General features: G+C 35.4%; 13 protein-coding genes and 1 pseudogene. 4 read left to right on the plus strand and 10 right to left on the minus strand.

Features of this window, described 5'->3' with window-relative positions:
• Positions 1-173: 173 nt before the first annotated feature.
• Positions 174-1,808, minus strand: coding sequence for an HNH endonuclease (locus H2677_RS09075; protein WP_212638364.1), 1,635 nt, complete (start codon positions 1,806-1,808; stop codon positions 174-176).
• A gap of 596 nt (positions 1,809-2,404) precedes the next feature.
• Here H2677_RS09075 and H2677_RS09080 point away from each other — a divergent pair.
• Positions 2,405-3,154: a metallophosphoesterase family protein gene (locus tag H2677_RS09080; protein WP_019384237.1), complete on the plus strand. Its 750-nt coding sequence runs from the start codon at positions 2,405-2,407 to the stop codon at positions 3,152-3,154.
• A gap of 99 nt (positions 3,155-3,253) precedes the next feature.
• Positions 3,254-3,436 carry a hypothetical protein gene (locus H2677_RS09085; RefSeq protein WP_019384236.1) on the plus strand — a complete coding sequence of 61 codons (183 nt, stop codon included), beginning with the start codon at positions 3,254-3,256 and terminating at the stop codon, positions 3,434-3,436.
• Positions 3,437-4,061: 625 nt separating this feature from the next.
• On the opposite strand, the gene H2677_RS09090 is transcribed toward H2677_RS09085, so the two are convergent.
• From H2677_RS09090 to H2677_RS09105, 4 genes are all read right to left on the minus strand, one after another.
• Positions 4,062-4,226, minus strand: coding sequence for a hypothetical protein (locus H2677_RS09090; RefSeq protein ID WP_019384235.1), 165 nt, complete (start codon positions 4,224-4,226; stop codon positions 4,062-4,064).
• A gap of 264 nt (positions 4,227-4,490) precedes the next feature.
• Positions 4,491-4,709, minus strand: a complete 219-nt coding sequence (locus H2677_RS09095) for a hypothetical protein (RefSeq protein ID WP_228301645.1) — start codon at positions 4,707-4,709, stop codon at positions 4,491-4,493.
• A gap of 386 nt (positions 4,710-5,095) precedes the next feature.
• Positions 5,096-5,401, minus strand: a complete 306-nt coding sequence (locus tag H2677_RS09100; RefSeq protein WP_019384233.1) for a hypothetical protein — start codon at positions 5,399-5,401, stop codon at positions 5,096-5,098.
• 95 nt (positions 5,402-5,496) lie between these two features.
• The gene (locus H2677_RS09105) at positions 5,497-5,787 is read right to left on the minus strand and encodes a hypothetical protein (protein ID WP_019384232.1); all 291 of its coding nucleotides are present in this window, start codon (positions 5,785-5,787) and stop codon (positions 5,497-5,499) included.
• Positions 5,788-6,069: 282 nt separating this feature from the next.
• Between H2677_RS09105 and H2677_RS16060 the strand changes: the two are divergent.
• Positions 6,070-6,378 (plus strand): annotated as a pseudogene (locus H2677_RS16060) (IS5/IS1182 family transposase); the annotation flags it as partial.
• Between the two features lie 547 nt (positions 6,379-6,925).
• Here H2677_RS16060 and H2677_RS16065 read toward each other — a convergent pair.
• From H2677_RS16065 to H2677_RS09125, 5 genes are read right to left on the minus strand one after another with little or no spacing between them, the layout of a single operon-like run.
• Complete coding sequence (locus tag H2677_RS16065; protein ID WP_228301646.1) at positions 6,926-7,447, minus strand: hypothetical protein; 522 nt, start codon at positions 7,445-7,447, stop codon at positions 6,926-6,928.
• Positions 7,402-10,407, minus strand: coding sequence for a hypothetical protein (locus H2677_RS09110; RefSeq protein WP_228301647.1), 3,006 nt, complete (start codon positions 10,405-10,407; stop codon positions 7,402-7,404). Before H2677_RS09110 ends, H2677_RS16065 begins: the two co-directional genes overlap by 46 nt.
• 11 nt (positions 10,408-10,418) lie before the next feature.
• Positions 10,419-12,716 (minus strand): hypothetical protein, encoded by a 2,298-nt coding sequence (locus H2677_RS09115; protein ID WP_019384230.1) that lies wholly within the window; start codon positions 12,714-12,716, stop codon positions 10,419-10,421.
• Between the two features lie 4 nt (positions 12,717-12,720).
• The gene (locus H2677_RS09120) at positions 12,721-13,173 is read right to left on the minus strand and encodes a hypothetical protein (RefSeq protein ID WP_019384229.1); all 453 of its coding nucleotides are present in this window, start codon (positions 13,171-13,173) and stop codon (positions 12,721-12,723) included.
• A 51-nt stretch (positions 13,174-13,224) separates the two neighbouring features.
• A complete protein-coding gene (locus H2677_RS09125; RefSeq protein WP_019384228.1) occupies positions 13,225-13,464 on the minus strand; it encodes a helix-turn-helix domain-containing protein in 240 nt (79 codons plus the stop codon).
• Positions 13,465-13,564: 100 nt separating this feature from the next.
• Between H2677_RS09125 and H2677_RS09130 the strand changes: the two genes are divergently transcribed.
• The gene (locus tag H2677_RS09130) at positions 13,565-14,359 is read left to right on the plus strand and encodes a hypothetical protein (protein WP_019384227.1); all 795 of its coding nucleotides are present in this window, start codon (positions 13,565-13,567) and stop codon (positions 14,357-14,359) included.
• Positions 14,360-14,383: the final 24 nt, after the last annotated feature.

Here is a 14,383-nt window from a genome sequence, read left to right on the forward strand (position 1 = left end):
TCCAGGGAGAGTACTATTATTGTAGATGATATTCAATTGATTGAAAAAATTAACACTAAATATTTTAAATTATTGTTAAATTTAAATGATATACAGAAAACACAATCGTTTTTAATAATATTTAAATATACTGATAGAAAGCAAAAGCTCTCTATCATTTTGTATACATCAAACTATTCAAATAAATCAGCCCTTACTTCATCCAAATCACGATCCGACTTGAAACGATTACATATAGGATGAATAATTGCTCCATTTTCTAGAATACCGTAACCACCTTCTGCTTTCGATTCTCGATGATCTACTTCAGTCGATTCAAGGTATAGAGCGCTATCACATACTTCGCAATAGCTCCATGTTTTCTTTTCCTCACGTTGATACAGATTTCTTTTAGTAGCGATTGAAAAATTTAGAGGTTTTTTCTTCTTTGATGGTCTTACTGATTTCACAAAGTTCACAACATCATCAACAATCCTCTCATCATAATCACCACCAAAACGTTCAAGGTAAAAATCATTAAAATTAATATAATCAAATGATTGACTCATCGAAAGAATGACGGTGTTCAAACAAACTTCATCTTCAAAATCTAAATCCATATTAAGTCCAATACAGATAAAGGCTTGATACACGTTCTTCAATCGCTCATGTGATCTGATCCCGCTACCAAACTTACCGACAGTTTCTTTGATGGCCACAGGAATTTTTTCAATTAAACTTTCAACACCACGGCGTGCTCGGGTAAAACCAATAAAATCTAACTTCTTATTCTGTATTTCAAAACAGTCTTCTTCAATTTCACAGACGATAGAGAACCAGGCCAAAAAGGATGTCACTTGAAAACGATTATCTTTATAAAAATATAGTTTTGGGTGTAAGCCCAGACTTGGAATCCGAATACTAATTGCTGGTGTAGCGATACGACACAGCACAACTCTAAGTTTTAGCATTAAATTTTCTACACGCTGACCTTGGTCTATACTCACATTATTCTGACAAGTATCACCAAACATGATATTCAGGAGTTCATTGACCAAGCCGATTTTTTTACCGTGTGTTAAATCCGGCTCTAAAAGTATTATCTTAAAAAGATGATCATGAATTTGCTCACCCAAAGAGATCACTTCATTTATCCGCTCGTAATTCAGTTCAGCCAAGTTGGATTTATTATCGTTTATATAACAACACGCATAAATCACATAAAAAGCATCACTTCCCCTATTTTGTAAATGATATTCTTCATCTGGATCTAATCGTTTCGTATCCGAATTGATTGAAGAAAAGGCTTTTCGAGCTTCCTCAGGTGTCCCAATGACTTCAATAAAATTAATTTTGGTTGATTTCAATTTTTGCTGAAACTCAGAATCGCTACATAACTCTTGAAAATCAGCTAATCCACCTAATCGATTACGAATCTGACGAATATCTCGTTTTTGTGGTGTCGTAAATTTTGGGGCTCCTACTACCTGCTCATCAATAAAGTATCTTTTGATCCAAGCATAAATGATTGATATCCTATGCCCACCATCGATGATATAAATATTGCTAGTGGCATCTTTCCAATAGCGAACGCATAAATTGACATTACGATCATTCAAACAGTTTAGAATAAACTCCTGAATTTCAGCAGGGCTCCAACACTCTGTGGAGCGTTGATTGTCTGCCTTATATAGTTTTTCTAGGATCTCATGGTTGGCGAAGTCATAAAGTGATATTTCAAAGTTATGGTGCAGATTTGAGTGCGACATTTCGTCAAGCACCATCATTTTTCTTTGAATAATATTGGTTAAAAGCTTAGTACGGGCCATTTTATTTTCTCTAGGCAATACTTCTCTATATCTCGTAAGATTACGAAATTTATAAAAGTAAAATTAATTAAACATGACGAAAATTTATTTCGAAAATTTTATTCTTTAAGAACAGAAGAAATAGCTTGGAGAAAATAAAGGATATTATAGAAAGTGTTCATGTCTAGTTCCTGTAGTAATTAATTACAAACAAGCTTCCAACTTTTCCACGAGATGGAGGCAAGCCAAACAGGGGTGGAAATACCGTACTACAGAAGACGGCCAGTCATAGACTGCCCTGCTTGGCCTACCATTACGATAGACTAAACATAGTTAACGCAAAAAACCGCCAAAGCGGTTTACTGCTTCTGTAGTAAATTCAGGTTTCCACGCCTGGTCACAGATTTTGCTGTAACATCTTTATCTTATGTGCATAAATTCAATTGGTCAAATTTTATGATTAATATTTGATCAATTGATTCAAAAATAATTACCTATATTTTTAGAGGCTTAAGAATACAGATGAGTATCTTATAATTTCTAATATTTAGTTGATGTAAACTTATTCGAATGAAGATGTATATATTTGAACGGCGTATTTTAATAAGGGAAGTAGATTGAAACTGCAAATTTTATCGGATACTCACAATTCTAAATATTCAATATCAGAGCAAGCTGATGTCATTATTCATGCTGGCGATTTTTCTAATCGCTTAAGTGGTGCAATTGAGTTTGCCGAAAAATGTAAATCTCTGAATAAAAAATTTATCTTTGTTTTAGGTAATCATGATTACTACAGCTCTAACTACAATTCAATCGTAGATTTCTTGAAAGAAAATTACCCTAAAAATTCACTACTTGATGATAACCATATCAAAATACGAGATAAAATATTTGTTGGCGGCACATTATTTACGAACTTCCGCTCCAATTCCCCACTTACATCTCCTAGCGTACTTTTACAGTCTCAAAAAGATGCTGAACAATCGATTTATGATTTTGATCAAATCATGATTGGCAGTGAGCATCGAACGATAACTGCTAATGACTACATTGAACTATTTAAAAAATATCATCAAAATATTATGCAATTTAAGGATAAAGATAATGTGATTGTCATTACGCACTTCCCGCCTCATTTAGCTTGTCTTGATCCATATTGGGGTACGCATCCTGTTGCATCAGCCCTCAATCCCTATTTTATTAATGACCTAGATGTAAAAGGCTTCAAACTTTGGATTTCTGGACATACCCACACATCAGTGGATACTATAGTCGACGGATGTAGATTAGTAATCAATCCTTTAGGTTATCCACAGGAGCAGGGAAAAAATGGATTTAGAGAAAATTTGATCATCGAAGTTTAAGTTGTCATACTTGAGTTGAACCAATCTAAATCAACTCTAATATCAAAATTCCTGTAGAACTGATGATTTAGATTCTTCGCCATGAATTAGGAGAAACTCATGTCAATTCATTTAGATTCAGAAAATGATAGAAGGAATAAACTTTCAGAACAAATGCTTAAAGATCTACTCGAGATCAATAAACTTCAAGGTAATTCAATTAAAAAAATGAAAGCAGATCAAAATGGTGTCTTTTACGTGGAACAAGAAATATCTATTGAGCAGTTCCTAAAGACACTCTGAGCTTCTCTCACTAAGATCACATCATAACTTTTAATGTTAATTTAAAAACTTAACCAAATTGTATCACCTGTAGTTGCATACATAGTCTCAGACGTTTGTTTTAAGATGTCACACTCATCAATTTCTATTGATAAATCATCACACAGAGTATGATCACTATCTTTAATAGAAATTTCATGCGACTGAATGACTACAGCATGTTGAATCAGTTAAATTTTATCTTGCCTTAAAAGTTGCACACCTCGTAAAGGAAAACTGGAAGAAGTATTTATAATAGGCTGACTCATTTTTCACCAAATATTTTTAGCTATTCATTTCGCTTTCCTAGGGCAAAATGGTGACGAGCTAAATAGGTTTAGGAAAAGCATTCATATTGATGATCGGCTTAAAAACCTCTTATGTAACCCACCATAAAATGGGCAAAATAAAGCCTATAAGAAATTTCAGCACTTTATAACAATAACTTCTTACCTATGAGAATTCAGGTTCCCTACGCATGGTCATAAGTTTTGCTGCAACAATTTCATCTTATGTACAGAAATTAATTTGTTCAAACCAATATGCTTAAAAATACAATCACATAACTTTATCAAAAACTCTTTCAGTGATAAAAAAATTAAATAATTTAATTTGAGCCTTTATTTAATATTTGGGGTGAATGCTCTTTGATCAACATAATTAAATACTTCTCTACGGATTCATAACCTAAAGCAGAAGCCGCATTTTTAGCGAGTTGCATCGTAGTCAAATCTATTTCTAGAGTAATCAAATCTGAATTATCTTCTGACATTTTATATCCCTACTCAGTTATAAAGTCTATATAGAAATCACTAAGCTATGCTTAAAATCATGGTCAAATGTAACGTCATCTGATCCTAGCCAAAACAATGGGCAACGATTCGCTCTAAAGCTAACATAAAGTTAACTTAGGAGATATAAAAATGGATAAACACTATGGTGTCTTTTGCGTGGAACAAGAAATATCCATTGAGCACTTCCTAAAGACACTCTGAACTTCTCTCATTAAGATCGCATCATAACTTTTAATGTAAATTTAAAAACTTAACCAAATTGTATCGCCTGTAGTTGCATACATAGTCTCAGACGTTTGTTTTAAGATGTCACATTCATCTATTTCTATTGATAAATCATCACACAGAGTATGATCTCTATCATTGAGAGAAATTTCATGAGACTGAACGACTACACCATGTTGAATGTGGTTAATTCTATCTTGTTTTAGAAGCTGTTCGCCACGGTAGCTAGCACGCATTTGATTTAGAGCATGTAGACGCCTTTCATTTGTAGTCATTATTATTTTTCTAGACAACAGTTATCTCCTTGCTGTTTATTTGAAATTAAGACTAACAAATTACGACATAAATTGAAATTAGGTATGATCTAGCTATCCGATAATCCCCCCTTTAAAATCACAGCGATGAAATAAAGTTTGATCATTGTATTTAAAATCAATCCTCTAGAAACTAAATTATATTTCGATCAGTTCTAATGACTTTCATAGGAAGATAATGAATTGCATTTAGTATCAACCTGAGATAATTATCTTTTATTACTTCATCTTGATGCTTTTTCACTGAGGATTCAGCGGTTATGTTTGCTCTCTCTTTAGAAGCAATACAATCTCACCTAATATTCACCTCACTTTACAGGTTGCCCAATGTCTGGCTCTTCAACACTCTGAAACGAAGATGAACTACTCATTAAAATTAAAGAATACCCTCTTCTGAGTGCCAATTCTTTATTAATTTCTTGCTCAGCTATACTTGTCTCGCCGTGACTTTTTATGTATTCAGCGCGTTTTTGTATAAATGCTCGCTCACGCTCTCGAACGTTGGAATTCACCGCTGTATTTTCTACTGGGCGAGTAGCTACATAATTATAGCTAATCACTCCGAAAAGTACGATTAAAAAGAAACTGAGTTGCTTCTTTACACTTCTAGTCACAAATCATCCTTTTATATCCAGTTCAGACTGAAGTTATCGTGTACTCACACTAATAAATTTAAAAATTAGAATGGATAAGACACTATAAGGGTTAATCACTCATCTCTAGGATTGAAATCTTTAAATTCATCAGCATTGCTGGCAAATTCAATAAAAAAGTTATGCCATGCAAATAATGACTCTAACTCCTGTTTATTTTGAATCGGCTTAGGCAACTCATATCCAATGATCCAGTATGGTGCTGTACAGCAAACATGCTCAGGTATAAGGACTTGCTGTAAGGCTTTTTCAGCACTTACTAAATATAAATTATCGTTTAAGTGAACAATACTCCCTTGCAAAGCTTCTTGAATACAATGATCTGCCTCTATATACGTATCCTTCATTTAGTTCGCCTCCATTTTTCAATTAATGGGATTTCTAAATCTGTTAAATTATTTAACGCTGAGATTACTATTTCAATTGCATCACACCATTTGACAACTCTTGTATACTACCTAAAAAATTCAAAAAATTGATTGATTCAAAATTTCAAAATACGTAAGTTGAGTGGAAACGTTATAAACATCAACCTGAATATCAATATCCATGGCGCAAGCTCCACATTAGAATATTGCTACAACCTTCCTAAAAGGCACTGCTCACAACAAATAATATCAGGTACTCCCCCTGGTGATTTACTAAATCACATTTCATCTGAGGAGCACATTGAATCCTTATATACCGATGGGGAGTCTATGATACGAAATGCTACAGACAAGTCATTTTAGATCGACTGGCACATACTTGTACTCTGCTAAAAAAACATAGAATCATGGAAAGATAAAAAATAGAGATCTTTATAAGTAAATGAATTCTTAAAAACATTCAAACTTCTAGGAAGAACATTCTGGAAAAAGTAGTCAGGTGATCATCGCAAAAGTCTGATGGAAACCAAGTTGGGTTGCATCAAATTATTGAAAGAGTTATATCTCTAATTTATATTTTTTAGAGTAATTCCATCTTTCTATTCTTTATGTAACCACAGCACTTAGGTTTTAAACAGCATCCTACTAAATAAATTAAAAGCTAGAATCATCCTTTTAAAAATACCAAAAATTTTCAATCAATTAAAATCAACCCCCTAAAACAGATTTTCACAACCATAAAAACTCCATTTACTATAAATTAACACTTAATCCAATTGATCACATTAAAACCAATAAAATACTTTATTTAAATGAACAATAATTTCGAGATACCTCTATTAACTTTAACAAAGATTAAATATTAAAAAATTTCTCAAAAAGATTTGCATTTCTGTCTAAAACCACTCAAAAAAGCTAAAAATGGGGGTGAAATCCCCCCCTAAACTTCCCCATTTTTGAGCGCAAAAAACCAGATTATCTGCAAAGAAATACTAAGAAAAACCAAGTTGCAAAGTTAAAAACAATATCCATATGTTTTCAATGTATTTTTTTTGATAAATTTCCGTTCATATGCTAAACCTCTGATAGAACCTCTCAGCACTCTTTTTTGATACTCTCAGCACTCTTTCATCTTGTAAAAGACGCTTTGCAACAGCATCTTTTGAATAAAATTATTATCTTTTTTATTCCATATTTTATATTTTTTTATTTTCTCCTCTCCGATTTTTACATTATTAAATTCACTCGGATCATATTTATCCGATTCAAAATTATCTGAATCTTTTGAATAAATTTTATTGATAAAATCTAAGAATCTTTGATAGTCAATCAAGTCATTTTTAGATGATGCCTTAAAGTTCAAAATAGGACGATCTTTTTCAAGTGAAATTTTATTTTCTAAACAATCAAAAAAATGTTTAAGATCTTTCTGGTTTACATTTTCATTTAAGTTAAAAGGTTGCTCAATCTCATAGAGAGTAGACCATGTCACCATTTTACTCCAAGTAAAACCGATAATATCCTCATGATTAGCATCATTTTTGAAGTGATTTGTATAGAGAGAAAACGGCTGGCTGATCGATTGAATGAACTTCAATACTTCAGGATCGATCGTTGCTTGTTCTTTTTTTCCGACCACTTCTGGTATTCATCTAAAAATGTTTCACGGTATAAAAACACTTCCTGCTGTTGAGGCTGCTTCTGCTTTTTCTTGCTCTTTAATGCAGAAGTTTGAGAATTATTTTCTGTGTGTGAATGAATCTTCTTCATCAATTTTAAAATATCTCTTTCATTCGACTGAAATTCAACTTTGAAATCGCGATGCATCAACTGACTATCGCCTAATAATGCCTTGATCAATTGAGGTGAATATTCACGGTTTGCTTGATAAAACATGTCAGCAATCAGGATACTCAGATGATGCAGATAATGTCTTGCAGTGATCCGAATGTCTTCATGCCCCATCAGATGCGCAAGTCGAGACCAGGCTTGTGCACTACGCGATGAAGCATCCTTCATATTGGGTAAAATGTGCTTTTTAAGCTTACGCCCAAACTCGGAATCATAGTCAGTAAAACAACGTACCAGTGCTATGCTGCCTTTTAAAAGGATAGCCAAATGTGAAGCGGTACTATGCCTGAAAGCATGAAAGGTATATTGATGATCGTTTGTCCCTAATACAGTATTAAACAGCAACTGGGTAATTTTTGATAAATTTGTACTGGATAAAGGTTGTTCACCCAGCATAAAGAGCTGTTTGATTTTTCTATTGCAGACTGCTGCAGTCGCTTTAGAGCCAGGTAACTGGTTTTGATAAAAGCGACAAAATCCTGTGAACTCGTCCGGTGCTAAAAAATGAACTAAATCAAACTGACGCGTGGCATTATCACTTTTCAGATCACGCTCAGAATTTAGACGAATCCTAAGGGTGAGATCATCAATATCACCCATTGTTTTTCTCATTTTATGGTCAGATCGATCGTCTTTCTGCTGATCTAAAGCGGATTCAAACACATAATAGAACTGTCGATTGTCAGGATGTTTTCGTAACTGCGGAGATACAAAATCATCGATACAGATCCCGGCAGCTTCATCAATACGCAAGCCCAGTCTAAATGCCAATGTATAGACCCATTCTAGACAGGTTGCATCCTGCTCAGTCAGCCCCAAAGCTTCTGGGTATTCTCTAAGAATCCGTATCATCAATTGAAACATCTGCGGACTAATGAGTCTGGTTTTTAAAAATAAACCGTCACTTTGACGTTCATATAAATATTGCACAATCGGTGCACGATGATTCTTGACTAAGTATTGGTGAAAGGCTTTCAGCCGATCAAAGGCATAACCCGAGGTATTGTATTTTTTATTGTTGTTGGTTTGGGCGGTCGTTTTATGATTTTTCTGATCATTCAGCAGTTTTTCTTCAACAATCGTGCGATACATTTCCTCAAACTGCTCTTCAGTGGCTGTATCTAGATTGATCTGTTTCTCTAGAACATAACAAAGTAAGTCAAGCACGAAACTACTATAGTAACGCTTGATCGTGGAGACTTTAATCGCTCCTTTCCCCTCCTGATAAGCAAATTCGTTTTTTAACCACTGACACACACGTAAATGTGCAATAGCCACTACATAATCCAGGTACTCGCCATTTCCAGCCTCATACGCAGATTTATAGTCCTCAGATTTATGTATTTTTTCTTGGAGTTGATCCGCAAGCTGTTTGGGTTTGATATCCCAATGAAAAGATAAAAGCCAGGATTTCAGCTCATGGCGTTGACCGGTTCGTCGATCATGAAATGTTTTGACTGTAACTGTAGGCATCTCCAATTCTAAAAATTGGTTATTTTTGCCAAGGTTTCTAATTCTGGTCTGAATGGTTTTCCAGTTATCGAGTTGATCATAGAGCTGTGTATACTGCTCATAGATTAAAGGCGAAGTGATGATCTGATTGTTCAGTACACTGGTACTTAACACATCCAGATTAGGAATCTCTTGCCACAAGACATAATCCATATGCTTAAAAATGGCAAAACCGGTCTTTTCCAAGCCTTTTAAAAATAGCTTCACGTGATTAAGCTGTGCAAATGGCTGATCCTCACGTCCTTTTCTAGAGTCCCCCTCCTCCGCCATATTCAGTACAATGTTTAAATGGATTTTAAGTTTTTCTAGCAGTAAGGCTTCAGGCTGATTCCCCGTTTCAATTTCACTCTGTTCTTTTTCCCAGCACAGCAATGGCGAAGTGCTTTGTAATTCATGCCCTTGCGATCTATTAATTAGCTCCTGAATCCGTCGATAACATAGCATCGCAAAGGCATTGAAATAAATGTTTTGGGTTTGCCATAACTCCGCCTCTTCTTCGCCATCCTGACGATAGATGTTGCCATACTTTGTCGAGGGCAACGTGTATGAAAAGACATAAGCTTTTTGAACCTTTTCGTCACCTGAATAGATCGGAAGCAAGCCACTATCCAGGTTCATATGAAAAATCGCATCATGAATGGCTATCAGTCGTTCAGGTTGCATGCATCCCTGATCAAAAATTAATGAAATACACAGACATTCAAACAAGGTATTCACTAATTTTTGTTGCTCTTTAGCCGTAGAGTATAAGAGGATACCTTGAGTTTGTTGTTTGAGATAATCCGCCCAATTCACATACAGTTTTTCTTTTACCTCGACGAGCATAGTACCCTGCTGTAACTTTCGTCCTGAAAAAACGTTGTCTAGACGTTTAGATGTGTAGACTATCCAATCGGGCAACTTAATCTCATAGCTCTCGGCATAGGAAGGGTAATCCTTTTGCCACTGCTGGTTTTTCTCGTTACAAATCCGTTTCACTTGTTTAAAACAGAATTGAAGGTAATCTGCAGCATTGTCCTTAAATTTGGATATTTGGCAGAGCTGCTCTAAAACTGCTCTATGGATATTGAACTTGTCCAGAATTTGCTGATCAAGCCACTTAAAATCAATTTGAGCAAGGTCAGAATTTACATCTGTGTATGTAGCAGTGATCAGCTGAGAAATTTCCTTAAAAATGTCGGCGATTTCTCTTTTAATGGCATTTTCTAATTGCGTAACGAGTGATGTATCAAGCACAAGATGGTCCTTTAAAGCACTTCAAGCTTTGCGATTTCTAGTTTGTTGAGCAAGCTTTTAACTTGCTGCTGAATGTCGTGTTTGTAGAGATAAGGGCTTAATCCAGAAATGTGACTGAATCCCATGCTTTGCTTATCATGGGTATATAGCGTATTGTGAATGTCACCACTCAAGGCGAGATGATTTTTAGTGAAATGCCTTGGCCAGTTTTTATAAATCTGCACGGTCTCTTTAAGGTAATTCGTGACAAAATCAGCAGACATGGGCTGTAACTCCAAATGCTCCACGACTTCCGCAAGATTCACCTGACCTTTTTGGGACTTGATCCGAGGATGTGAGATGACATAGAGCATAAAACCATCGTTTTCCAATTTCACTTTAAAACTAGTTATCCCGAGTGTCTCGATGGTTTGCGTCAGATATTTTCGATATGCATTGAAATGATCCTGCCAGTAGCCTGTAACAGGAACAGGACGTCCTACTTTTCGTGAATCAGTTTTTTTATCATGCACATAAAGCAGTTGTGCCTTAGGATCGTAATGTTTGAGTAACCCCGGCATGCCGACTATTGGACGTACCGTCAGGCAGATTAAGGAAAGATGCCACATCCAAATGCTGTAAGCATTCAGCTTCTCGATCAGATTCGCTTGAGTATTGGCTAATGTGTTTTTGACAAAATGATAAAGCTGATTAAAAAATTCACTCGCGGCCTCTACAGTCCAGCATCGCTGACTACCAATACGTTCCTCACGATGAAAAATATGGCCAGGGTGTTCATTCTCAATCCATGGATCACCTTTTCTACGGTCTAATAGAACATTAATATAGCCTTGAAAATGCTGGTCGATTTGATCGATCTGACGCCCTTCATAGTTCCATTGCACGATATGATGAGTATCTCGATTAGCCAACAAGTGTGCGACTAGGTTATCACCAGTCTCCATATCCAGATAGAAATAGATTTGCAGCTCTAAAATCCCGCAGGTGATTTCACCAATCTGATGCTCTTTAAAGACTTCCCGCAAAAAATTATTGTACTCAATCACACAAAATTCAGGTTCCTCTAAAGCCTCTAAACTGGTGATCCAGGGTGCTGGTATGCGCCATTCTAGGGTTAAGGCCCGATTATAACGCTGTGCTTTATCTTGCATGGCACCGGAATGATTGGCATTCAACTTAGGATCGATCACCCAATAATAATGGATGACTTTTTTGACTGATTTTTTTTTAATTCTACCAATACCAATCAAATACTTGATCTTTTGAAAGACCGTTGGACTCAGACCGGTCAAGAGACACATCAGACCACACACAGCTAGAGCCGATTGATATGCATCATTTCTCGTATTTTCTTGATAACACTCGTGCAATCGCTGATATACCTCAGTTAATAAACTGGGTTTCAGATAAAGCGGATTAGTTTTACAGGCTAAGTCACGTCGCTGAATTCGCTTAGCTTGCTTTTCAAGCTGTTTCTGTTTGTCGTCAGAGAAACTCCCCTTCACCCGCTTGGCGATCTCATCCTGTTCAGGATCGACAACATTGGCCTCTGTATCCTGTTCCTTATCATCATTCTCCACATCAAACGAAGATATGCCAGAATGAGATGTGCGGGTCATGCGCTTTTGAATGTTGTCGATTAAAGCCTGAACATTGATTGACGATGAATTTAACTTACTATTGATGAGTTCATTACAAACAATAATGAATTGTTGAATATGGCGGCCGAGATTAAGCTGTTCAAAATCGTTTTTTATTGTTTTGCGCTCTAAAAGAGTTTTTAACTCATTGGCATTAAATTCATCCATCCCCTGGAGTTTTTGCGTGATGTCTGCATACAGTTGTTTATTTTCCTCAGCGTGAGAAAACTGCTTTTGCAACAACAGTTTTAAATCATAAAATACTGTATTGATTTTATTGTTCTTTTCACACTTATGTAAAATAACTCGTCTTTCTTTCTCTTCAGCCTGAGGCTCTAACAAGATGATTCCCTTCAGCATTTCGCACAAGACTGCAGTCAAAAGATAGGAATAGATGAATGCTGCTTTTTGTTGGTCGTTTAGTTCTCCTATAGATGCACTTTTAGCCCATTGAGTTAAGCCTGCCAATAATTTCTTTTGTGTCACCATCCGATTGTCTTTAATCACCACATGGATATCGTGAGCAGCAACATACAATTCCAGTACCTGCTTATCTTGCGCCAAGAGCTGATTCAAAATTTGTTTTTTGTCGCTCAGGGACTGATTTATCCATGCTTCCAATAATTTGGTTTCTTCGTCTAACTCTGACGATTTATCATTTTGACTCATAAAATCACCATAATTTTTTAGGGTAAAAATTGAAAATTAGGTTTTGCTCTAACTTGAGGTTCAAGTCTTTATGCAACTTGAAGTATTTTTTATAGGTGCTGGCACTCAATTGAACATGACGCTGCAGATTTGGATCCGATCGCATATGCTGTGATAACCGCAGACCTAAGGCTTCGGATAATTGAGTAAAAAAACAGGTAAACAGCACAGCATGCACATGTTTCTGTTTGTGCTTGTCGACCTGTTGCAGATCTAGAGGAATTTTATGGATTAACCATTTTAGGACCTCAAATTCATCAACGGCTTTATTCGATTTCGCCCCCGTGTTAAGAGTTCTTTTGATGTAAGCATCCAGCTTGTTTTTAAGATTCAAGATAAAACCTCGAATAAAGTCTGGTAAATCTAATATCAAAACTGCTCTGAGTTTGATCAGAACTTCAAATGATTTTTTTTGCATGTTGAAACCTAGTAAATAGGTATGAGCAATTAGTCCATACCATCTTCAAAATCAGTCTTCTTTTAAGCAAGCAAATTTGTAGACTTCCGCCTTACTCCAACGAAGAGTACGTCCATGTCTAATAGGATTAATTGGGCCATTTTCATATAAAGCCCACTTACGTAAAGTCTGTTCTGCATACCCTAAAAGCCTAGCTGTCTCTCTAGTGGTCAATAAAAGCCGATCATCTGTAATCGGCTTATGTTTATGCTTAAATGACATTTTTTTGTGTCCTTGTTGATTTAGAGTCATAACACCACAAATCAATTTGGAATAATACTTTGCAAAAATATGTTTTTCTTGCCAAATTTTCAGTTAAGATGAGTTGTACTTGAGTGAATCAGAGTGATACATGGGCCGCCCGCTAAGAACTAGGATAGATTTTGCAAAAACAATAAGTTGGTATGACTTTTTTTATAATCAGTTAGTAAGCTTTGGTAGATATAAAAATGATTATGATATGGAAAAATTTTTTTATGGATACCAAAAAGATCACAAGGTACAGAGCTTATTTAAAAAGTATAAATTTGGATTATCCACACCACAAAAATACCAGATAATTAATGTTGAATCTAAATGTATTGGTTCATCTCAAATTATCAACCATCCCCTGTGGAAAATTTTGAAATATCAAATATTTGATGAAGATCTTATATTATTAGAATTAGCTACTTTACCTCACTATATCTTAGAGTTCATTTCATCCAATGGACGTATTAAAGACTTTGATAAGAGTTGCTTAGAACATATAGCAAGCTATGGCTCACTCGACAGCCTATGTACATTGTATTTATTGCATCACTGGGGAGTAACCATTAATAGTACCGCTCTTTCTAATGATTGCTGTTCACTTCTCATAAATTCATTAGAGTTATTACTAAAAAGAAATCCTCACTTCCATCGTTCACATGTCTTTTTATTTGATGAATTATGTGATCAGATATTCCTTATGGAATTAAAAGGATACAGTCGACCACTCAAAATTAAATTAAATTGGCGAGAATACAGAAGGAAAAACTGGTCTAATGAAGTTAAAGAGATATCTACACAAGCCGAAGCAGATTTCCGCATTCACCCGAAACTTCAAGACTTCATTCCAAGCACAGATCCAAACCTAGTAGAACTATACAAAAAACTGTTTGTTTAAGTTGATTTCATCTGCTTACCATTT

This window comes from Acinetobacter junii, from assembly GCF_018336855.1.
Lineage (GTDB): Bacteria > Pseudomonadota > Gammaproteobacteria > Pseudomonadales > Moraxellaceae > Acinetobacter > Acinetobacter junii.

Coding starts and splice junctions, on each gene's coding strand:
- H2677_RS09075 (WP_212638364.1), bottom strand. CDS start 1,808: ATGGCCCGTACTAAGCTTTTAACCAATATTATTCAAAGAAAAATGATG.
- H2677_RS09085 (WP_019384236.1), top strand. CDS start 3,254: ATGTCAATTCATTTAGATTCAGAAAATGATAGAAGGAATAAACTTTCA.
- H2677_RS09090 (WP_019384235.1), bottom strand. CDS start 4,226: ATGTCAGAAGATAATTCAGATTTGATTACTCTAGAAATAGATTTGACT.
- H2677_RS09095 (WP_228301645.1), bottom strand. CDS start 4,709: ATGCGTGCTAGCTACCGTGGCGAACAGCTTCTAAAACAAGATAGAATT.
- H2677_RS09105 (WP_019384232.1), bottom strand. CDS start 5,787: ATGAAGGATACGTATATAGAGGCAGATCATTGTATTCAAGAAGCTTTG.
- H2677_RS09115 (WP_019384230.1), bottom strand. CDS start 12,716: ATGAGTCAAAATGATAAATCGTCAGAGTTAGACGAAGAAACCAAATTA.
- H2677_RS09120 (WP_019384229.1), bottom strand. CDS start 13,173: ATGCAAAAAAAATCATTTGAAGTTCTGATCAAACTCAGAGCAGTTTTG.
- H2677_RS09125 (WP_019384228.1), bottom strand. CDS start 13,464: ATGACTCTAAATCAACAAGGACACAAAAAAATGTCATTTAAGCATAAA.
- H2677_RS09130 (WP_019384227.1), top strand. CDS start 13,565: ATGGGCCGCCCGCTAAGAACTAGGATAGATTTTGCAAAAACAATAAGT.